The following is a 20941-nucleotide window of genomic DNA, read 5'->3' on the forward strand; positions in this document are numbered from 1 at the left end:
CTGGAGCTCACGGGCAAGGAGTTGCGCTCATGATCCCCCTCAGCACAGGGACCGGCCGGGGGTCCGGGGGTCGTCCCCCGGGAAGACACAGCCTGGAGCTCACGGGCAAGGAGTTGCGCTCATGACCCCGCTCAGCACAGGGACCGGCCGGGGGTCCGGGGGTCGTCCCCCGGGAAGACACAGCCTGGAGCTCACGGGCAAGGAGTTGCGCTCATGATCCCCCTCAGCACAGGGACCGGCCGGGGGTCCGGGGGTCGTCCCCCGGGAAGACACAGCCTGGAACTGACCGGCAAGGAGCTGCGTTCGTGACCACGGTCGGTACGGGTACGTACACCCCGAAGCCGGGCGCCGCCCCGCTCCCCCGCATGATCGCGGCCCAGGCGGCGCTCGAGACGAAGATGCTGCTGCGCAACGGCGAGCAGCTGCTGCTGACCGTCGTGATCCCCACGCTGCTGCTGGTCCTGTTCAGCTCGGTGGACATCGTCGACACGGGCGCAGGCGAGGCCGTCGACTTCCTCGCCCCCGGCATCCTCGCGCTCGCCGTGATGTCGACGGCGTTCACGGGCCAGGCCATCGCCACGGGCTTCGAGCGGCGGTACGGCGTGCTGAAGCGGCTGGCCGCCACACCGCTGCCGCGCTGGGCGCTGATGACCGCGAAGACGGCATCGGTGCTGGTCACCGAGGTCCTGCAGATCGCCCTGCTGACGGTGATCGCCTTCGCGCTGGGCTGGTCGCCACAGGGGAACCCGGCAGCCGTCGTCCTCCTGCTGCTCCTGGGGACGGCCGCCTTCTCGGGGCTCGGACTGCTGATGGCCGGCACGCTGAAGGCCGAGGCCACCCTGGCCGCCGCCAACCTGGTCTTCCTGCTGCTGCTCGTCGGCGGCGGGGTGATCGTGCCGCTGGACAAGTTCCCGGCGGGCGCGCAGGACGTGCTGGGGCTGCTGCCGATCTCGGCACTGTCGGACGGGCTGCGGGACGTGCTGCAGCACGGGGCCGGGATGCCGTGGGGTGACCTGGGGATTCTGGCCGTGTGGGCGGTCGTCGGGCTGGCGGCGGCGGGGAAGTTCTTCCGCTGGGAGTAGCCCGGTCCGCGCCGGTCCACCCGGGCGAGCGGGACCCTCGTGAAACCGTGCACAAGCGGCCGCCTACGATAGGGCGCGTGCCAAAGCTGACCCGCGCCGACGCCGTAGCGGCCGTGCGCAACCCCCTCGCCTTCATCGCCGCACGCTGGACCCCGACCCCGAGGACGGTCCGACGGGCGGCCCTCGCCGCGCTCGTGATGTCGGTGCTCATCGTGGTCACGGGCGGTGCGGTACGCCTCACCGGTTCCGGGCTCGGCTGCCCGACCTGGCCCAAGTGCACCGACGACTCGCTCACCGCCACCAGCGAGATGGGCCTGCACGGCGCCATCGAGTTCGGCAACCGCATGCTGACGTACGTGCTGTGCGCCGCCGTCGGCTGGGCGATCATCGCCGCGCGCTCCGAGATGCCGCACCGCCGTGGCCTGACCCGGCTGGGGTGGGCGCAGTTCTGGATCGTGATGAGCAACGCGGTGCTCGGCGGCATCGTCGTGCTGGTCGGCCTCAACCCGTACACGGTCGCGGCCCACTTCGTGGCGACGTCCGCCCTGATCGCGGTCGCGACGGTGATGTGGCAGCGCACCCGGGAGGGCGACGCGGCGCCGCGTCCGCTGGTCGGCAAGGCGGTGCAGCAGCTGGTGTGGGTCCTGGTCGGGGCCTCGGTGCTGCTGATCCTGGTCGGCACGGTGGTCACGGGCGCCGGTCCGCACGCGGGCGACTCCAGCGAGGTCGAGCGGATGCCGCTCGACTGGGAGAACGTCACCAAGCTGCACGCCGTGCTGGCCTGGATCGTGGTCACGCTGACGTTCGCCCTGTGGTTCGTCCTCAAGGCGGTCGACGCTCCGAAGGGCCCCCTGAACCGCACCCGCGACCTCTTCCTGGTCCTCCTCGCCCAGGGCGTCATCGGCTATGTCCAGTACTTCACGGACCTCCCGGAGATCCTGGTGGGCCTGCACATGCTCGGCTCGGCCGTGACCTGGATCGCGGTCCTGCGGGTGGCGCTGGCCCTGCGGGAACGGCCGTACGACGAGATCGGGCTCCCGTCCCCGGCGGCCGAGCAGCCGGTCGGCACGCGCGCCTGAGTCAGCTGTACGCCGTCACCAACTCGTCGATCGCAGGGCCCAGGTAGCTCCGGGTCAGGCCGGCCCTGTGCGTCGCCCACTCCCCGGTCGGCGTCGCGGGCACAGAGCCGTCGTAGCGGCGCCTGCGGATGTCCTCGACGAGTTCGACGGGCGCCCCGAGCCCGGGCAGCAGGTCCAGGGCCTCGCGCTTGGAGATCAGCCGGCCGTCGCGCAGGGTGACGCTCGCGCGGGCGTAGGTGATCACCCCCAGGTCGACCCACACGTCCCTCGTCCACAGCGAGGCGTTGTCGACCGCCGCCCGCCAGAAGTCCCTCTGGTCTCGCACGACGAACTCGCCGAGCTCCCGGTCCGCCACCGGCGGCAGCAGGCCGGCGGGCGCCCTGCCGTGCAGCACCCGGCCGAAGGTTTGCAGTTCGCGGCGGGTCACCGGGGTCACCGTCCGTTTGAACAACTGCTCGTGCGCCCAGGTGAGGTGACGTCGGTCGGCGTCGTCCGCCGTGCCCGGTGTCAGGTACGTGCAGTGCAGCAGCCGGGCGAGCGGCTCGGACCGCAGGCGGGCGTGGACCTTCGCCACCTGCCAGATGGTGCGGGGCGTGAGCGGGCCGTCCACGACGGCGATCAGGTCCAGATCGCTGCGGCCCTCCTGGTAGTCGCCGCCGGCGAGTGAGCCGTGCGCCCAGACGGCGAGGGGAGCGGCGGGAGCGAGAGTCGTCGTCAGCTCGGCGAGGAAGCGGTCGAGTAAGGCATCGGTCGGCATCCGCCCAGTCTGTACGGCTCACTCCAGCCCGTACACCCGCCTGGCGTTTCCCGCCGCCACCATCCCCGCCACTCGTTGCGCGTCCCCCAGGGACCACGCCCCCTCGGCGACCCAGCCGCCGAGCACCCTGGCGAGGGCCTCGCGGAACAGGCGGGCTCCGACGACGTGCAGTTCGGGCAGACCCTGGGCGCCGCTGGAGAAGAGGATCTTGCCGAAGGGGGCCAGTTCCAGGATCTCGGCGAGGATCGTGGCCGCGCGGGCGCCGGTGCGGATGAGCGCGGCGCCCGAGTCGGCGTAGACGTGCGGGAAGACGCCGGCCAGGTGGGCGGCGTGGCGGTGGTACGGGTAGCCGTGCAGGAGGATCAGGTCGGTGCCGAGGCCGGCCGTCGCGCGGACGAAGTCCGTCAGCAGCACCGGGTCCGTGCGGTCGATGCGCAGCCCCGGCTCGCCCAGCCCCGCGTGCAGTTGCAGCGGCAGCCCCGAGGCCACCGCGATCCACAGCAGGTGCCGCAGCAGCACGGGGTCGCTCAGCTCGCCGCCGACCCGGCGCCCCGCCAGCCAGCGCCCGGCGGCGCCGCGCACCTCCCCCGGCCCCGGTGGCTCGGGCGCGAGCGCGAGGCCGTGCCGTACACCGGCCACGGACGTGAAGGCCACCGCGTTCGCCGCCGCGCCGTGCACCGACTCGGCGAGGTTGGCGAGAAAGGACTCGACCGTTCCGGAGGTGTCGGCGACCTGTTCGGCGAGGAGTTCGAGGCGCACGATCTCATGCGCCTCGGCAGATCCGGCGGACGCCATCTCCGGGGGGCCGGTGAGGTCGCCGGGCAGGCCGGTGTCGATCAGGTAGGTCGTGATGCCGCTGCCCCGCAGCAGCCGCCGGCCCGCCTCCAGTACGCCGAGTTCACGCCGCCGGGCGAGATAGCGGGCCGGTAAGCAGTGCGGCTCCAGACCGAGGAGGGGTGGGCACCAGCGGCGTACGGCGAAACCGGTCTGGGTGTCGAAGAGCGTGGTGCCGGGCGCCGGTGGACCCTCGGTGCGCGCCAACTGGGCCTCGAAGGTGCCGAGGCCCAGCTCCGTTCGCAGTACGCCGTGGCAGTACTGGTCCACGAGGGATGGCGTTTCGATCATCCGGACTCCCCGTGGGTGGACGCTGCGCTTGCTCTACAGGTCCTAACGGGTGAACCGGTGACTTGGTGTTGCGTAAGAAAAAAGGGGGGCGTGGTTCAGCCGCCGACTTGGATGCCGGCCATCCGCTTCCACTCGTACTCGCCCGTCTTCACCTTCGCCGCGAACTCGCCGTCGAAGGCCTCGTGACGCGTGACCCCGGCCTTCTCCACCGCCTTCTCGGCGATCTCGTACGACGGTGCCACCAGGTCTCCCCAGCCGCCGTCCTCGCCGACGAGCACGATGCGGGCGCCCCGCTCACCGATGTACGCGACCTGGGCCTCGGTGCCGCCGTGGGACTTCGCGAAGGCGCTGATCTGCCTGGCCAGCTTGGCCACCCTGCGCTCGGCCTTCTGGTCAACCTGCTGCGTGTCTGCCATGCCCAGGATGCTACTCACGAGTAGATCAGCTGGCGAGGGCAGGGCACTGTGACGTGCGTCAGCGCAGGAACGGGTCGACCGCCACCGCCACGAACAGCAGCGAGACGTAGGTGATCGACCAGTGGAACAGGCGCATTTCCTTCAGCTTGCCGCCCGTCACCTCCGCCTTCGCGCGGTTCTGCAGCGCGTGCGCCTCCCACAGCCACCAGCCGCCCGCGACCAGCGCGACCGCCGTGTAGAACCAGCCGGTGTAGCCGAGCGGCGTCAACAGGAGGGACACCGCGACCATCACCCAGCTGTAGATGACGATCTGCTTGGCGACGACCTTGTTCGAGGCGATGACGGGCAGCATGGGCACGCCCACGCGCGCGTAGTCCTCCTTCACCTTCATGGACAGCGGCCAGTAGTGCGGCGGCGTCCAGAAGAAGATCACCAGGAAGAGGATGAGCGGCGCCCAGGTGAGGGAGTCCGTGACGGCCGTCCAGCCGATCAGCACCGGCATGCAGCCCGCGATGCCGCCCCACACGATGTTCTGTGAGGTACGGCGCTTGAGGATCATCGTGTAGACGACGACGTAGAAGAGGAGTGCGCCGAGGGAGAGCCAGGCCGACAGCCAGTTGACGGTCAGGCCGAACAGGAGCGTGGAGACGACCGCCAGCGTGATGCCGAAGGCCAGGCACTCGCGCGGGCTGACCATCCCGGTGACCAGCGGGCGCTGCGAGGTGCGGTCCATGAGCGCGTCGATGTCACGGTCGATGTACATGTTCAGCGCGTTGGCGCCACCCGCGGAAAGGTAGCCGCCGATGCAGGTGAGCAGCACCAGACCGAGGTCGGGTACACCCTGCTCCGCCAGGAACATCACCGGAACGGTGGTGATGAGCAGCAGCTCGATGATCCGCGGCTTGGTAAGCGCCACGAACGCCTTGACCCGGGCCCCGATCGGCCGCCGGCTCGGGCTCTGGCTCGTCCCGATATCCCCCATAGCCTTAAGGGCATGGGAGGTGCCCCCATCCGCTGGACGGGATTCAACGGCCGTCACGCACACCCCTGACAGAGACATCCCAGCAAGCCTCCCCGTGTGAAGTCCCGGTAAAGGCTCGCGCGTACCACGCCACTGTAGACGTTGCCCAGACCCGGACATTCGCGGGGGTGGGGTCGTGTTGGAGGGGGTGGTCCGACGGGCGCACGGAAGCTCGATTGAGCACCCGGATGAGCGCCTGCGTATTCACTTGCCGAACACGGAACGAGCCAGTCGACAGGCGCATCCGGGCGACTCCCGGCAGTCTGGAATGACTCGAAAAAACGCACGTACTTCCAGGGGTAGGCTCGACAACGGCCGGCCGACGCCGAGAACGCCGGCAGCCGGTGGGCGCATGCCCGAAACACCGGCATCCGACATGTGGAGAGGAGCCCTGACCCAGGGTGAGCACCAAGCCGACCACCACAGACCTCGAGTGGACCGAGCTGGACCAGCGGGCCGTCGACACCGCCCGCGTCCTGGCCGCCGATGCCGTACAGAAGGTCGGAAACGGCCATCCGGGTACGGCGATGAGCCTGGCACCTGCCGCCTACACCCTCTTCCAGAAGGTGATGCGGCACGACCCGGCGGACGCCGACTGGGTCGGGCGTGACCGCTTCGTGCTGTCCGCGGGCCATTCGTCCCTGACCCTCTACACCCAGCTGTACCTGGCCGGCTTCGGCCTGGAGCTGGACGACCTGAAGGCGTTCCGTACCTGGGGTTCGAAGACCCCCGGTCACCCGGAGTACGGCCACACCACGGGCGTGGAGACGACGACCGGCCCGCTGGGCCAGGGTGTCGCCAACGCCGTCGGCATGGCGATGGCCGCCCGCTACGAGCGCGGTCTGTTCGACCCGGAGGCCCCCGAGGGCACCTCCCCGTTCGACCACTTCGTCTACGCCATCGCCGGTGACGGCTGCCTCCAGGAGGGCATCTCCGCCGAGGCCTCCTCGATGGCCGGCCACCAGAAGCTCGGCAACCTGATCCTGCTGTGGGACGACAACCACATCTCGATCGAGGGCGACACCGAGACGGCCGTCTCCGAGGACACCGTCAAGCGGTACGAGGCCTACGGCTGGCACGTCCAGCGCGTCGCCCCGCAGCCGGACGGCGACCTCGACCCGCACGCCATCTACGACGCGATCGAGGAAGCGAAGAAGGTGACGGACAAGCCGTCCTTCATCGCGATGCGCTCGATCATCGCCTGGCCGGCCCCGAACGCGCAGAACACCGAGGCCGCGCACGGCTCGGCGCTCGGCGACGACGAGGTCGCGGCCACCAAGCGCGTCCTCGGCTTCGACCCGGAGCAGTCCTTCGAGGTCTCCGACGAGGTCATCGCCCACACCCGGGGTGCCCTGGAGCGCGGCCAGGCGGCCCGTGCCGTGTGGGAGAAGTCCTTCCAGCAGTGGCGGGACAACAACCCCGAGCGCGCCGCCGAGTTCGACCGCATCGCCGCGGGCGAGCTGCCCACCGGCTGGGAGGAGAAGCTCCCGGTCTTCGAGCCCGGCAAGGGCGTCGCGACGCGTGCCGCGTCAGGCAAGGTCCTGCAGGCTCTCGGTGCCGTCATCCCGGAGCTGTGGGGCGGCTCGGCCGACCTGGCCGGCTCCAACAACACGACGATCGACAAGACGTCGTCGTTCCTCCCGGCGGACAACCCGCTCCCGGAGGCGAACCCGTACGGCCGCACGATCCACTTCGGCATCCGCGAGCACTCCATGGCCGCGGAGATGAACGGCATCGCGCTGCACGGCAACACCCGTATCTACGGCGGCACGTTCCTCGTGTTCTCCGACTACATGCGCAACGCCGTACGTCTGTCGGCGCTGATGCACCTGCCGGTGACGTACGTGTGGACGCACGACTCCATCGGTCTCGGTGAGGACGGCCCCACCCACCAGCCGATCGAGCACCTCGCGTCCCTGCGCGCCATCCCCGGTCTCAATGTCGTGCGGCCCGCCGACGCCAACGAGACCGCGATCGCCTGGCGCGAGATCCTGAGGCGCTACACCAAGGAGTTCGGCAAGGGCGCCCCGCACGGGCTGGCGCTGACCCGTCAGGGCGTGCCGACGTACGAGGCCAACGACGACGCCGCGCGCGGCGGTTACGTGCTGTTCGAGGCCGACGGCGGCGAGCCGCAGGTCGTCCTCATCGCGACCGGCTCCGAGGTGCACGTCGCCGTCGAGGCGCGCGAGCAGCTGCAGGCGGACGGGGTGCCGACGCGAGTCGTGTCCATGCCGTCCGTGGAGTGGTTCGAGGAGCAGGACCAGGGGTACCGGGACAGCGTTCTTCCGCCGGCCGTCAGGGCGCGGGTCGCGGTGGAGGCCGGCATCGGTCTCACCTGGCACAAGTACGTCGGGGACGCGGGTCGCATCGTTTCCCTGGAGCACTTCGGTGCTTCGGCCGACGGCAAGGTCCTTTTCCGGGAGTTCGGCTTCACTGCCGAGAACGTGGCGGCCGTCGCGCGGGAATCCCTCGCCGCAGCCCAGCGCTGACGCTCATATACGAGACGTAGGAGTTTGATTTTCCATGACAGACGCACTCAAGCGCCTCTCCGAGGAAGGCGTCGCGATCTGGCTGGACGACCTGTCGCGCCAGCGCATCACGTCCGGCAACCTGGCCGAGCTGATCGACCAGCAGCACGTCGTGGGTGTCACCACCAACCCGACGATCTTCCAGAAGGCGATCAGCAGCGGTGACGGTTACGAGCAGCAGCTCGCCGACCTCGCCGCCCGCAAGGTCACCGTCGAAGAGGCCGTACGCATGATCACGACGGCGGACGTCCGCGACGCCGCCGACATCCTGCGCCCGGTCTTCGACGCCACCGACGGCCAGGACGGCCGGGTCTCCATCGAGGTCGACCCGCGCCTGGCCCACAACACCCGCGCGACCGTCGCCGAGGCCAAGCAGCTGGCCTGGCTGGTCGACCGGCCCAACACGCTCATCAAGATCCCGGCCACCAAGGCGGGCCTCCCGGCGATCACCGAGGTCATCGGCCGCGGCATCAGCGTCAACGTCACGCTGATCTTCTCGCTGGAGCGCTACCGCGAGGTCATGGACGCCTACCTCGCCGGTCTGGAGAAGGCCAAGGCCAAGGGCCTGGACCTGTCCAAGATCCGGTCGGTGGCGTCGTTCTTCGTGTCCCGCGTGGACACCGAGATCGACAAGCGGATCGACGCGCTCGGCACCGACGAGGCCAAGGCCGCGCGCGGCAAGGCGGGCGTGGCCAACGCGCGCCTCGCCTACGAGGCGTACGAGGAGGTCTTCTCCTCCGACCGCTGGAGCGCGCTGGAGAACGCGGGCGCCAACAAGCAGCGTCCGCTGTGGGCCTCCACCGGCGTGAAGGACAAGGCCTACAAGGCCACCCTGTACGTCGACGACCTGGTCGCGCCGAACACGGTCAACACCATGCCGGAGGCCACCCTGCAGGCGACCGAGGAGAGCGGCTCGATCACCGGCAACACCATCGCAGGCACGTACCAGCAGGCCCGCGCCGACCTGGACGCGGTCGAGCGGCTCGGCATCTCGTACGACGACGTCGTCCAGCTGCTGGAGGACGAGGGCGTCGAGAAGTTCGAGGCGTCCTGGAACGACCTGCTCAAGTCGACCGAGGCAGAGCTCGAGCGCCTCGCCCCCTCGGAGGGCTGATCCCTTGCCACCCTTCACCGTCACTGAAGCGAACCCGCTTCGTGACGCCGCCGACCGACGGCTCCCGCGTATCGCGGGGCCGTCGGGCCTGGTGATCTTCGGCGTTACGGGCGATTTGTCACGTAAGAAGCTGATGCCGGCCGTTTACGACCTCGCCAACCGGGGTCTGCTGCCGCCGGGTTTCTCGCTGGTGGGCTTCGCCCGCCGCGAGTGGGCCAACGAGGACTTCGCGCAGGAGGTCCACGACGCCGTCAAGGAACACGCCCGCACTCCCTTCCGTGAGGAAGTCTGGCAGCAGCTCATCCAGGGCATGCGCTTCGTGCAGGGCACCTTCGACGACGACGCCGCCTTCGAGCGGCTGCGCGGCACCATCGAGGAGCTGGACAAGGCCCAGGGCACGGGCGGCAACTTCGCCTTCTACCTCTCGGTGCCGCCGCGCTCCTTCCCGGTGGTCATCCAGCAGCTGAAGAAGCACGGCCTCGCCGACCAGACGAGCAGCTCCTGGCGCCGCGCGGTCATCGAGAAGCCCTTCGGACACGACCTGAAGTCGGCCGAGGAGCTCAACAAGGTCGTCCACGAGGTCTTCGCCCCGGACCAGGTCTTCCGCATCGACCACTACCTGGGCAAGGAGACCGTCCAGAACATCCTGGCGCTGCGCTTCGCCAACACGATGTTCGAGCCGATCTGGAACCGGTCCTTCGTGGACCACGTGCAGATCACCATGGCCGAGGACATCGGCATCGGCGGTCGCGCCGGCTACTACGACGGCATCGGCGCCGCCCGTGACGTCATCCAGAACCACCTGCTCCAGCTCCTGGCCCTGACCGCGATGGAGGAGCCCGCCTCCTTCGACGCGGACGCGCTGGCGGCGGAGAAGACCAAGGTGCTGGGTGCCGTACGGCTGCCGAAGGACCTGGGCCGGGACACGGTGTTCGGGCAGTACGCGGCCGGCTGGCAGGGCGGCGAGAAGGCGGTCGGGTACCTCCAGGAGGAGGGCATCGACGCCAAGTCGAAGACCGACACGTATGCCGCGATCAAGGTCGGGATCGACAACCGCCGCTGGGCGGGCGTCCCCTTCTACCTGCGCACCGGCAAGCGCCTGGGCCGTCGCGTCACCGAGATCGCCGTCGTCTTCCAGCGCGCGCCGCACTCCCCCTTCGACACGACGGCCACCGAGGAGCTCGGCCAGAACGCGATCGTGATCCGCGTCCAGCCGGACGAGGGCGTCACGGTCCGCTTCGGCTCGAAGGTGCCGGGCACGTCGATGGAGATCCGGGACGTGTCGATGGACTTCGCTTACGGCGAGTCCTTCACGGAGTCGAGCCCGGAGGCGTACGAGCGCCTGATCCTGGACGTCCTCCTGGGTGACTCGAACCTCTTCCCGCGCACCGAGGAGGTCGAGCTGTCCTGGAAGATCCTCGACCCGATCGAGGAGTACTGGGACACGAACGGCAAGCCGGCCCAGTACCCCGCGGGTACCTGGGGCCCCGTCGAAGCGGACGAAATGCTCGAGCGAGACGGACGGAGCTGGCGCCGGCCATGAAGATAGACCTCACGGACACCACGGCCAGCAAGATCAACAAGGCGCTGGTGCAGGGCCGCCGGGCCATCGGCACGCCGGCCGTCGGCATGGTGCTCACGCTGGTCATCGTGACGGACGAGGAGAACGCCTACGACGCCCTGAAGGCCGCCAACGACGCCTCGCGCGAGCACCCCTCGCGCACGCTCGTGGTCATCAAGCGCGTCTCGCGCTCGCCCCGCGACCGTACGCAGTCCCGGCTGGACGCCGAGGTGCGGGTGGGCGCGGACGCGGGCACCGGTGAAACGGTCGTCCTGCGTCTGTACGGCGAGGTGTCCGATCACGCCCAGTCGGTCGTCCTGCCGCTGCTCCTGCCGGACGCCCCGGTGGTGGTCTGGTGGCCGGTCAACGCGCCGCTCGACCCGGCGAAGGATCCGCTGGGCGCGCTGGCCCAGCGCCGGGTGACCGACACGTACGCGTCGGAGCAGCCGGTTCGGGAACTTTCGGCCCGCGCCGACGCCTACACACCCGGCGACACCGACCTGTCCTGGACCCGGATCACGCCCTGGCGCTCGATGCTGGCGGCGGCTCTGGACCAGGTGGTCTGCGAGGTGCAGGCCGTCGAGGTGGAGGGCGAGGAGTTCAACCCGAGCTGTGAGCTGCTGGCGATGTGGCTCGCGGACCGGCTGGACGTCCCCGTCAAGCGGTCGCTGTCGTCGGGCCCGGGCCTGACGGCGGTCCGTATGGACACCGACTGCGGCCCGATAGCGCTCGACCGGGCGGACGGCTCCCTGGCGACCCTCTCCATCCAGGGCCAGCCGGACCGTGCGGTGGCGCTGAAGCGGCGGGAGACGGCCGAGCTGATCGCGGAGGAGCTGCGGCGGCTCGACCCTGACGACACGTACGCCTCGGCTCTGCGGTTCGGGGTGGAGCGGCTGAACGCCGGGCCGGCTCAGGCGGTCCGGGGCGTCGAGGCCGCGATCGCCAAGGCCGCGCAGGCTGTCGCCCTGGCCGAGGCCGCTGTGGCCAGGGCCGAGGAGCCGCCGGCCGAGCAGTCGCAGGCCGGAGAGTCACAGGCCGAGGAATCGCAGGCCGGAGACTCGCAGGGCAAGGAGTCGCAGGCCGGAGAGTCGCAGGGCAAGGAGTCGCAGGCCGGGGAGGGATCGCCGGCCAAAGGAGAACAGGCCGGACGAGCCGCTCTCCCGGCTCCCGTCGAAACCGCTGCGAAAGCACCCGCGAAGGAAGCGACGGCACCGGAACCGGTGAAGAAGGCGGCGGCCAAGTGAGTACTCCGCAGCTGGTCGTGCACCACGACAAGGAGCTGATGGCGCAGGCCGCGGCGGCCCGGCTGATCACGAAGATCGTGGACGCGCAGGCCTCCCGGGGCTCGGCGTCCGTGGTCCTCACGGGCGGGCGCAACGGCAACGGCCTGCTGGCCGCGCTCGCCGCCGCCCCCGCCCGGGACGCCGTCGACTGGGGCCGGCTGGACCTCTGGTGGGGCGACGAGCGCTTCCTCCCCGAGGGCGATCCGGAGCGCAACGTCACGCAGGCACGTGAAGCCCTGCTGGACGCGGTGCCGCTGGATCCGAAGCGGGTGCACGCCATGCCCGCCTCGGACGGCCCGTTCGGAACGGACGTGGAGGCTGCGGCCTCCGCGTACGCGGAGGAACTGGCCAGGGCGGCCGGCCCGGAGAACCACGGGGCGGTCCCCACGTTCGACGTCCTGATGCTGGGCGTGGGCCCGGACACGCACGTGGCCTCCCTGTTCCCGGAACTCCCCGCGGTACGGGAGACGGACCGCACGGTCGTCGGCGTGCACGGCGCCCCCAAGCCCCCACCGACCCGCGTCACCCTCACGCTGCCCGCGATCCGGGCGGCGCGTGAGGTGTGGCTGCTCGCGGCGGGCGAGGACAAGGCGCAGGCGGCGGCGATCGCGCTGTCGGGCGCGGGTGAGATCCAGGCACCGGCGGCCGGGGCGTACGGCCGCGCCAGGACCCTGTGGCTGCTGGACGCGGCGGCGGCCTCGCAGTTGCCGCGGTCGCTGTATCCACCGGCCTCCGCGTGAACGCGCTTCGGGCCCTCGCTTCCCGGTGAAGCGAGGGCCCGAAGCACATGCACGGCTTGCCCGGGCTACTTCACCGACCCGGCCATCACGCCCTGCACGAAGTGCCGCTGGAACGCGAAGAACACCACGACCGGCACCACCAGCGACACGAACGCCCCCGGCGCCAGCACGTCGATGTTGCTGCCGAACTGCCGGATCTGGGACTGCAGTTCAACCGTGAGCGGCTGCGACGCACTGTCCGCGAAGAGTAGCGCCACCAGCATGTCGTTCCACACCCACAGGAACTGGAAGATGGCCAGCGAGGCGATCGCCGGGCGCCCCACCGGGAGCACCAGCCGCGTGAAGATCCGCCACTCACTGCCCCCGTCCATCCGTGCCGCCTCCAGCATCTCCTTGGGCAGCTCGGCGAAGTAGTTCCGCAGCAGGAACACCGCGAACGGCAGTCCGTAGGCCACGTGGAAGAGGACGACACCGGGAATCGTGCCGAACAGCCCCAGCTGGCCGAAGAGTTTGGCGACCGGAAGAAGCCCGATCTGCACGGGCACCACGAGCAGCGCCACGACGACCAGGAAGATCGCCTCGCGGCCGGGGAAGTCCAGCCACGCGAAGGCGTACCCCGCCAGTGCCGCGAGGACGACCACCAGCAAAGTCGTCGGCACCGAGATCAGCACGGTGTTCCAGAAGGCCTGGGTGATCCCGGCGTTACCCAGCAGGGCCGAGTAGTTGTCGAAGGACAGCTGGCCGGGGCTGGTGAACACGGTCCACCAGCCGCCCTTCGCCGTGTCCTCGGCGGACCGCATCGACGACATGAACAGCCCCGCCAGCGGCGTCAGCCACACCAGCCCGATCACCACGAGAAACGCCTGGACCAGACCGTTGCCCAGTGAGCGCCTGACCGCGTTCATCGCTGACTCCCTCGGAAACGGCGGACGTTGAAGACCATGGCGGGGATGACGAGCAGCAGGAGCAGCACACCGAGCGCGCTGCCCAGGCCCTGGTTGTTGCCGCCGCCGAACGACACCAGCCACATCTGCGTCGCGAGTACGGTCGCGTCCTCCTGCACCGGCCCGGGCGCGATGATGTAGACGAGGTCGAAGACCTTCATCACGTTGATGACGAGGGTGACGAACACGACCGTCAGCACCGGCGCCAGCAGCGGCACCGTGATCCGCCGGAAGATCTGCCACTCGTTCGCGCCGTCCATCCGCGCGGCCTCCAGCGCGTCCCGCGGCAGGGTCGCCAGACCCGCGCCGATCAGGACCATCGCGAACCCGGTCCAGATCCACAGGTACGCCCCGATGATCGCCGGCGTGACGAGCGTGGGCCCGAGCCAGGAGACGCCCTCGTAGGGGGCAGCGAAGTTCGAGGCCGGCAGCTTCACCGTGTACGACCCGTCGTCCAGCCCCTCGAAACGGAACGAGCCGTCGGCCGCCGTGGTCGTCGAGGCGACCGCCTCCCCGCCACGCACCGCCTCGACCGTCATCTCCGGCAGCCCGCTCTCCCGCTGGTCGACCTTGCCCTGCTCCCCTCCCCCACCGGGCGTGAAGTCGAGGTACACGACGCCGCTGAGCTCACCAGGGCTCGCCTTCTGCCCCGCGGCCGCGTCGGCCGGCCTGGCGTCCTCGGGAAGGTCCGCCGGGAGCACACCGACGAGTCCGAGCGTCAGGGCCTCGCCGGGGGACGCCGTCGCGGTCGTGCCGAACGAGCCGTCCGCGCCCTTCGTCAGCCCCTGCCCGTCGCGTGCCCGGGCCGTCGGGTACGTCGACGTGCCCTGGAAGGCGTCGTGCACGGAGACGACGGCGGCGTTCAGCACGCCCTTGTCCGGGTCCTCGTCGTAGGCGAGCCGGAAGATGATGCCGGCGGCGAGGAAGGACACGGCCATCGGCATGAACAGCAGCAGCTTGAAGGCGGTCGCCCAGCGGACCTTCTCGACCAGCACGGCCAGGATCAGGCCGAGGCCCGTCAGCAGGGCCGGGGCCACGACGACCCAGATGGTCGTGTTGCGGATCGCGTTGAGTGTCGCCGGGTCGCGGAACATCTCGGTGTAGTTCTCGCCGCCCACGAACTCGGTGCCGGAGGCATCGAAGAAGCTGCGCCCGATCGAGAAGAGCACGGGGTAGACGACGAGTGCGCCCAGCAGGAGCAGCGCGGGGAAGACGAAGAGGAGGGCGATGATCCGCCCGCGCCGCCGTGAGCGTCGGGCGCGCGCCCTGCCGTCGCCCGGGGCGGGCGACGGGCTTGCCTCTTTCACGAGGGTGGCGGTCATGTCCGGTCAGCTTTCATACGTGTGGCGGTCATGGATGATCAGCCCTGGCCCTCGTACGCCTTTGCGGCCGCGGCCTCCAGCTTCGCCGCGGTGCCCTTCGGGTCCGACGGGTCGCGCAGGAAGTCCTGCAGGAGCTTCCACTCGCCCGCGCCCTTGGTGCCGCCGAAGGCCGCCGGGGCCTGGTCGGACATGTCGAAGCGGACCGAATCGCCCGCGGAGACGAGGGACTTGGCGGTCGCGCGGGTGACGTCGTCGCCGTACGAGGCGAGGTCGACGTTCTTGTTCGGGGACAGGAAGCCGCCCGCCTCCGCCCACACCGCCGCCGCCTCCGGAGTGGCGAGGTACTCCAGCAGCGCCATGCCGGCCTTCTGGTTCTTGCCGTCCTTCAGGACGACGGCCGCGTCACCGCCGCTGACCACCGGCGCCTTGCCGGCACCGACCGCCGGGAACGGGAAGAAGTTCGCGTCCTCCCCGATCGACTTGCCGAACTGGTCCTTGGCGACACCCGCGACGAAGTCGCCCTCGTAGACCATGCCCGCCTCGGGCTTCGGCCCGAACACCTTCTCCACCGAGCCCGGGAAGTCGGTGTTCAGGGCCTCCTTCTGGCCGCCCGCGATCAGCTGCTTGTCCTTGAACAGCTTGCCGAGGGTGGTGAGCGCGTCGACCACCGACGTGTCGGTCCACTTCAGCTCGTGCGCGGCGAGAGCGTCGTACTTCTCGGGTCCGGCCTGGGAGAGGTAGACGTTCTCGAACCAGTCGGTGAGGGTCCAGCCGTCCTCGCCGGCGACCGAGAAGGCCGCGAGGCCGGAGTCGGAGACGGTCTGCCCGGCCTTCAGCATGTCGTCGTAGCTCTTCGGCGGCTCGACGCCGGCCTGCGCGAGGGCGTCCGGGCTGTACCAGACCGTCGACTTGTGGGCGGCCTTGAAGTAGAGGCCGTAGAGGGTGTCCTCGACGCTGCCGTAGTTCTTCCACACGGGGGCGAAGTTGGCGTCCACGGACTTCTGCGTGGTCTTGGACAGCGGCTCCAGCCAGCCCTTCTTCGCGAACTGCTGGAGCACGCCGACCTGCGGGACCATCACCACGTCGGGGGCGTTGCCGCCCTCGATCTTGCTGCCGACGACGGTGGAGACGTTGTCCCCGGTGGACACGAACTCGGTCTTGGCGCCGGTCTTCTCGGTGAACGCGTCCAGCACCTTCTGAAAGTTCTTCTGCTCGGTGCCGGTCCAGACACCGGCCACGGTGATCGTCTGGCCGCTGAGCGCCTTGTCACCGCCGCCCGCGGCGACCGGTCCGCCGCCACAGGCGGTCGCGCCGAGCGCGAGGACGAGAGCGGTGCATCCGGTGAGCAGGGTCGTACGTCGTCGCATCATCGTTGATGTCCCTTCGGGGATGGGGAGTTGACGGAAAAATCAGGAGGCGCGGAACTCGGTCCCGTCGCTCATCCACCAGGCCGCGGTGGAGCCGGGCAGCACCCCGGCCGGGCAGGGGCCGCTCGACAGCAGCGGGGTGCCGGAGACCGGCGCCGGTGTGGGCGCGGTACCGAAGTTGACGGCGCAGACGAGGCCGTCGCCGCGGACGAAGGCCAGGACGCCGGGCGCGCAGTCCAGCCAGCTCAGCGTGCCCTCGCCCAACTGGGGCAGTGCCTCGCGCAGTTGGAGGCCGTCGCGGTACAGGTGCCAGAAGGAGCGGGTGTCGGCGAGGGCGCGGTCGGTGGCGTACTCGGCGAAGTACTCGGGCTGCGGCAGCCAGGGCTTGGCGCTCTCCGCGCCGGAGGTGAAGCCGAACGGGGACGCCTGTCCCGACCAGGGCAGCGGCACCCGGCAGCCGTCACGGATGCGGGCCCTGCTGCCGGTGCGGTGGAAGATGGGGTCGGTGAGCACGTCGTCGGGCAGGTCCACGACCTCGGGCAGGCCCAGCTCCTCGCCCTGGTAGATGTACGCGGCACCGGGCAGCGCCAGCATCAGCAGCGCGGCGGCACGGGCGCGGGCGGCGCCGAGGCCGCTGCCCTCGGTGGCGGGTTCGCCGTAGCGGGTGACGGTGCGGACCTGGTCGTGGTTGTTGAGGACCCAGGTGACCGTCGAGCCCGTGCCGGCTATGTCCTGCATGGCCTCGGAGATGACCTTGCGGAAGGCGTCGGCCTCCCAGGGGGCGCTGAGCAGGTCGAAGAAGAAGGCCTGGTGGAGCTCGTCGGAGCGGACGTACTGGGCGTGCTCACGCGCGGTCGGGACGGACACTTCGCCGACGAGCAGCCGCTCACGGCCGTCGCGTGCGGTGTAGTCCTCGCATATGGAACGCCACTGGCGCCACACGTCGTGCACCTCGGGCTGGTTCCAGGCGAGCGGGTTGACCGAGTCGCGGGTGCGGGCGTCGGCCTCCGGGTCGTCGGAGTCGGGCAGCTCGGGGTGCTTGTAGAGGCCGGCGGCGACGTCGATACGGAAGCCGTCGACACCCCGGTCCAGCCAGAAACGCAGAACCCGGTCGAACTCGGCGCCGACCTCCGGGTTGCGCCAGTTCCAGTCGGGCTGCTCGGGCGTGAACATGTGCAGGTACCACTGGCCGGGCCGCCCGTCCGCCTCGGTCACCCGGCTCCACGCCGGGCCGCCGAACATCGCGTGCCAGTTGTTGGGCGGCTCGGCTCCGTCGGGGCCACGGCCGTCGGCGAAGTGGAAGCGGGCGCGGGCCGCGCTGCCGGGCTCGGCGGACAGGGCCTCCTCGAACCACCGGTGCTCGCTGGAGCAGTGGTTGGGGACGATGTCGAGCAGCACCTTGATCCCCAGCCGCCGGGCCGCGGCGACCAGCTGGTCGAACTCGGCGAGGTCACCGAAGAGCGGATCGACGTCGCAGTAGTCGGCCACGTCGTACCCGTGGTCGTGCTGCGGCGAGGGATAGAAGGGGCTCAGCCAGATCCCGTCGACCCCGAGCTTCTTCAGATACGGCAGCCCGGCCCGGACCCCGGCGAGATCGCCGACACCGTCGCCGGTGCTGTCGAGGAAGCTGCGGACGTAGACCTGGTAGATCACCGCGTCACGCCACCAGTGGTACTTACTCAGCATGCATGCATGTTAAGTATCCGTTTCAGGAGGGTGTCAATGAACTGGACGCAAGCTACCGAGCAGTTGACCTGGCAAAATAGGGCATACCACGACAAGATGCGGAGTGATGAGATGCTGCCGTTACCTAACAGGTAACTACTCAGCGCGCGATGGCGTCGAGCTCTCGCGCCAGCCGCCGCACCGCGGCCTCGGGCGTCTCGCGCCCGGTCATCGCGTCGTGCACCACCGCCTGCACCACCAGGCTCACCTGGTCGTAGCGCGGGCTCTTGGGGCGCGGCGCGGCCGTCAGCACGCTCTCGCGCAGGGTCGGCAGGTACGGGAACTCCCGCACCAGCCCGGGATCCTCGTACAGGTCGGCCCGTACCGGCGGCAGGGCGCCACGCGTGAGGACCTGGCGCTGGACGCGCTCACTGGTCAGGTACGCGATCAGACGGGCGGCCGAGTCGGGGTGCCGTGCATGGGAGGAGACAGCGAGGTTGGAGCCGCCCAGCACACTCGTTCCCGGCCCGTCCGGACCCGGCAGCGGTACGGCACCGATCCGCCCGGAGACCGGCGAGCCCTTGGCCGAGGCGCCGACATACGCGTACGGCCAGTTACGCAGGAAGAGCAGGCGTCCGTCCTGGAAAGCCTGCTTGGACTCCTCCTCCTTGAAGGTGAGCGCCCGCTCGGGAATCCAGCCCTCGCGGACGCCCCGGGCTAGGAAGTCGATGCCGTCGCGGGCCGCCGTCGAGTTCACGGTGACGCGCTCGCCCTCGTCGCCGAGGATCGAGCCGCCCGCCGAGTAGACAGCCTCGGCGGCGTTGACCGTGAGCCCTTCGTAGGGCAGGAACTGCCCCGCGTAGCCGTCCAGCCCGTACCTGGGCGCGATGGTCTTCGCGGCCCGTTCGAGTTCGGCCCAGGTGCGCGGTGGGTCGACGCCCTCCTTGGCGAGGATGTCCTTGCGGTACAGGAGCAGGCCGGCGTTGGTGACGTACGGGACCGCGTACAGCTGTCCGTCGTAGGTCGCCGTGTCCACGACCGGCGGCAGGAAGCTCCCCAGCGGGAAGCGGTCGCGCGCCAGGGGGCGGATCCAGCCCTGTGCCGCGAACTCCGAGGTCCAGCTGACGTCGATGTTGAGGACGTCGAAGCGGCTGCGGTCGCCGCCGCGCAGGTCGGTGGTCATCTGCGCGTGGGTCTCGTCGGCGGAGTCGGGCAGCTCGACGAGGGTGACCTTCTCGTCGGGGTGCGTGCGGTTCCAGCCCTCCAGGACGGAACCGAGATAGCCGGTGAGGTCGCCGGCGGTGGCCAGGGTCAGGGGTCCCCTGCCGCCCGCGGGACCCTCGTCGGCGCGGGCGCCGGAGGCAACGTAGCCGGTCAGGATCACAACGAGGACGAGAAGGCCCCTACCGGCGGCGTGGATCCACCGCATAGGTTCCTCCTTGCACACCGGCCCCCGGCACCTTCGCCCGGAGTCAGAGGCCATGTATACCTGTTAGGTATGCGCGATACTAGGCCTCGCGGCACATTACCCATGATGCGAGGAGGAGAGCACGAGTGCGGCTGCCCCTCCTGGCCCTGCTGGCGCGCGGCCCGGCCCACGGCTACGAGCTGAAGCAGGACCTTGAGCAACTGCTGGGCTCCGCGTACCCTCAGCCGAACGTCGGCCAGATCTATGTGACCCTCGGCCGTCTCGAGAAATCGGGGCTGATAGAGGGCGAGGACGTCGAGCAGTCGAGCCGGCCCAACAAGAAGGTCTACCACCTCACCGACGCCGGGCGTGAGGCGCTGCGCGCCTGGTTCGAGGAACCCGAGGACGAGCCAAGGGTGCGGGACGACTTCTTCATGAAGCTGGCCGTCGCCCCGCAGACGGGGCTCGCCGACCAGATCGCCCTCATCAACCAACAGCGGCGCCAGTACTTGAACACCATGCGTCAACTGTCGAAACTGGCCGCCGCCGAAGACCGGGACAACCGCATCGCCCATCTGCTGATCGAGGGCGCGATGCTGCATCTGCAGGCCGACCTCGACTGGCTGGAACGGTGCCAGGAAGAGCTGGAGGAGCTGGAGTGAGCGACGATTCCGCTCCTGCGCTGGGCGCCGACGGTCGCGGGGCGCGCGCCGGTGACCCTGCGCCGCAGCCCGAGAGTGCTGCGCCGAGCGCTGCGAGCCGCCCGGTGCTGCGAGCCGAGGGCCTGGTCAAGACGCATCAGGGCGGCGAGGGCGCTCCGGCGCATGCCGTCCGGGGCGTTGATCTTTCCGTCCGGCAGGGCGAGTTCGTGGCCGTCACCGGTCCGTCCGGTGCCGGTAAGTCGACTTTGCTGCATCTGCTGGGCGGGCTGCAGCGCCCGGACAGCGGGAGCATCTGGCTGGACGGCGAGTGCGCGGACCGGTGGAGCGAGGCCCGCTGGGCGGTGGAGCGCAGGAAGCGGATCGGGATCGTCTTCCAGTTCTTCAACCTGGTCTCCGACCTGTCCGTCGCCGACAACGTGGAGCTGCCCGCGCTGCTGGCCGGCGTCGCGCCGAAGCGGGCGCGCACCGAGCGGGCGGAGCTGCTCGGCGAGCTGGGCCTCGCGGGCAAGGAGCGGAGCCTGCCGGGCGAGCTGTCCGGCGGCGAGCAGCAGCGGGTCGCGCTGGCCCGTGCCCTGGTCAACCGCCCGCCGCTCCTGCTGGCCGACGAACCGGCCGGCAGCCTGGACAGCAAGGGCACCCGCGAGGTGATGCGGCTGCTGTCCCGCTTCCACCAGCGCGGTCAGGCGATCGTGCTGGTCACGCATGACGCCCGACTGGCCAGCGCCGCGGACCGCGTGATCAGCTTCTTCGACGGCCGCATAGCCGACGACGCCGAACTGGACGGCGGTCCGCCGCCGCGCCGCGCCGGGACGTCGGGTGTGCTGGAGCTCAGGGACTGAGATGCGGCTCTACGACGATCCCCGCGCC

At 70.3% G+C, this 20941-nt stretch carries 18 protein-coding genes; 9 read left to right on the forward strand and 9 right to left on the reverse strand.

The genetic code is table 11. The features are described from left to right. Positions 1–365 precede the first annotated feature (365 nt). Positions 366–1082, forward strand: a complete 717-nt coding sequence (locus ACFY5C_RS14995; protein WP_389444818.1) for an ABC transporter permease — start codon at positions 366–368, stop codon at positions 1080–1082. Positions 1083–1168: 86 nt separating this feature from the next. Then, on the forward strand, positions 1169–2161 hold the full coding sequence (locus tag ACFY5C_RS15000) for a heme A synthase (protein ID WP_389444820.1): 993 nt from the start codon (positions 1169–1171) through the stop codon (positions 2159–2161). A gap of 1 nt (position 2162) precedes the next feature. Here ACFY5C_RS15000 and ACFY5C_RS15005 read toward each other — a convergent pair whose 3' ends face one another. The 4 genes from ACFY5C_RS15005 to ACFY5C_RS15020 all read right to left on the reverse strand — a co-directional run bounded on the left by ACFY5C_RS15005 (position 2163) and on the right by ACFY5C_RS15020 (position 5519). Continuing rightward, the gene (locus ACFY5C_RS15005) at positions 2163–2918 is read right to left on the reverse strand and encodes a nucleotidyltransferase (protein WP_389444435.1); all 756 of its coding nucleotides are present in this window, start codon (positions 2916–2918) and stop codon (positions 2163–2165) included. Positions 2919–2936: 18 nt separating this feature from the next. After that, a complete protein-coding gene (locus tag ACFY5C_RS15010) occupies positions 2937–4043 on the reverse strand; it encodes an amidohydrolase family protein (RefSeq protein ID WP_389444437.1) in 1107 nt (368 codons plus the stop codon). 95 nt (positions 4044–4138) lie between these two features. After that, the gene (locus ACFY5C_RS15015) at positions 4139–4459 is read right to left on the reverse strand and encodes a hypothetical protein (protein WP_389444439.1); all 321 of its coding nucleotides are present in this window, start codon (positions 4457–4459) and stop codon (positions 4139–4141) included. A 58-nt stretch (positions 4460–4517) separates the two neighbouring features. Continuing rightward, positions 4518–5519: a heme o synthase gene (locus ACFY5C_RS15020; RefSeq protein ID WP_389444441.1), complete on the reverse strand. Its 1002-nt coding sequence runs from the start codon at positions 5517–5519 to the stop codon at positions 4518–4520. 362 nt (positions 5520–5881) lie between these two features. Between ACFY5C_RS15020 and tkt the strand changes: the two genes are divergently transcribed. Genes tkt through pgl form a run of 5 tightly spaced genes read left to right on the forward strand, consistent with a single transcriptional unit; the run spans position 5882 to position 12706 of the window. Further along, a complete protein-coding gene (gene tkt, locus ACFY5C_RS15025; RefSeq protein WP_389444443.1) occupies positions 5882–7969 on the forward strand; it encodes a transketolase in 2088 nt (695 codons plus the stop codon). A gap of 34 nt (positions 7970–8003) precedes the next feature. Further along, on the forward strand, positions 8004–9122 hold the full coding sequence (tal, locus tag ACFY5C_RS15030; protein ID WP_389444445.1) for a transaldolase: 1119 nt from the start codon (positions 8004–8006) through the stop codon (positions 9120–9122). Between the two features lie 4 nt (positions 9123–9126). After that, the gene (gene zwf, locus ACFY5C_RS15035) at positions 9127–10665 is read left to right on the forward strand and encodes a glucose-6-phosphate dehydrogenase (protein WP_389444447.1); all 1539 of its coding nucleotides are present in this window, start codon (positions 9127–9129) and stop codon (positions 10663–10665) included. Then, positions 10662–11927: a glucose-6-phosphate dehydrogenase assembly protein OpcA gene (gene opcA / locus ACFY5C_RS15040; RefSeq protein WP_389444449.1), complete on the forward strand. Its 1266-nt coding sequence runs from the start codon at positions 10662–10664 to the stop codon at positions 11925–11927. The genes zwf and opcA overlap by 4 nt, the downstream gene beginning before the upstream one ends. After that, the gene (pgl, locus tag ACFY5C_RS15045; protein WP_389444451.1) at positions 11924–12706 is read left to right on the forward strand and encodes a 6-phosphogluconolactonase; all 783 of its coding nucleotides are present in this window, start codon (positions 11924–11926) and stop codon (positions 12704–12706) included. The genes opcA and pgl overlap by 4 nt, the downstream gene beginning before the upstream one ends. A 65-nt stretch (positions 12707–12771) precedes the next feature. On the opposite strand, the gene ACFY5C_RS15050 is transcribed toward pgl, so the two are convergent. The 5 genes from ACFY5C_RS15050 to ACFY5C_RS15070 all read right to left on the reverse strand — a co-directional run bounded on the left by ACFY5C_RS15050 (position 12772) and on the right by ACFY5C_RS15070 (position 19433). Then, positions 12772–13611: a carbohydrate ABC transporter permease gene (locus ACFY5C_RS15050; protein WP_389444453.1), complete on the reverse strand. Its 840-nt coding sequence runs from the start codon at positions 13609–13611 to the stop codon at positions 12772–12774. Continuing rightward, the gene (locus ACFY5C_RS15055; protein WP_389444455.1) at positions 13608–14972 is read right to left on the reverse strand and encodes an ABC transporter permease subunit; all 1365 of its coding nucleotides are present in this window, start codon (positions 14970–14972) and stop codon (positions 13608–13610) included. The genes ACFY5C_RS15050 and ACFY5C_RS15055 overlap by 4 nt, the downstream gene beginning before the upstream one ends. Before the next feature lie 38 nt (positions 14973–15010). Then, complete coding sequence (locus ACFY5C_RS15060) at positions 15011–16342, reverse strand: ABC transporter substrate-binding protein (protein ID WP_389444457.1); 1332 nt, start codon at positions 16340–16342, stop codon at positions 15011–15013. A 39-nt stretch (positions 16343–16381) separates the two neighbouring features. Next, positions 16382–18025, reverse strand: a complete 1644-nt coding sequence (locus ACFY5C_RS15065; protein WP_389444459.1) for a glycoside hydrolase family 13 protein — start codon at positions 18023–18025, stop codon at positions 16382–16384. Between the two features lie 139 nt (positions 18026–18164). Then, positions 18165–19433, reverse strand: coding sequence for an ABC transporter substrate-binding protein (locus ACFY5C_RS15070; protein ID WP_389444461.1), 1269 nt, complete (start codon positions 19431–19433; stop codon positions 18165–18167). Positions 19434–19558: 125 nt separating this feature from the next. Here ACFY5C_RS15070 and ACFY5C_RS15075 point away from each other — a divergent pair, with 125 nt between their 5' ends. Together ACFY5C_RS15075 and ACFY5C_RS15080 are read left to right on the forward strand one after the other, a co-directional pair. Beyond that, on the forward strand, positions 19559–20074 hold the full coding sequence (locus ACFY5C_RS15075; protein ID WP_389444463.1) for a PadR family transcriptional regulator: 516 nt from the start codon (positions 19559–19561) through the stop codon (positions 20072–20074). A gap of 104 nt (positions 20075–20178) precedes the next feature. Further along, entirely contained in the window at positions 20179–20913 is a 735-nt protein-coding gene (locus tag ACFY5C_RS15080) for an ABC transporter ATP-binding protein (RefSeq protein WP_362378715.1), read from the forward strand. Positions 20914–20941: the final 28 nt, after the last annotated feature.

The organism is Streptomyces sp. NPDC012935, assembly GCF_042900345.1.
Lineage (GTDB): Bacteria > Actinomycetota > Actinomycetes > Streptomycetales > Streptomycetaceae > Streptomyces.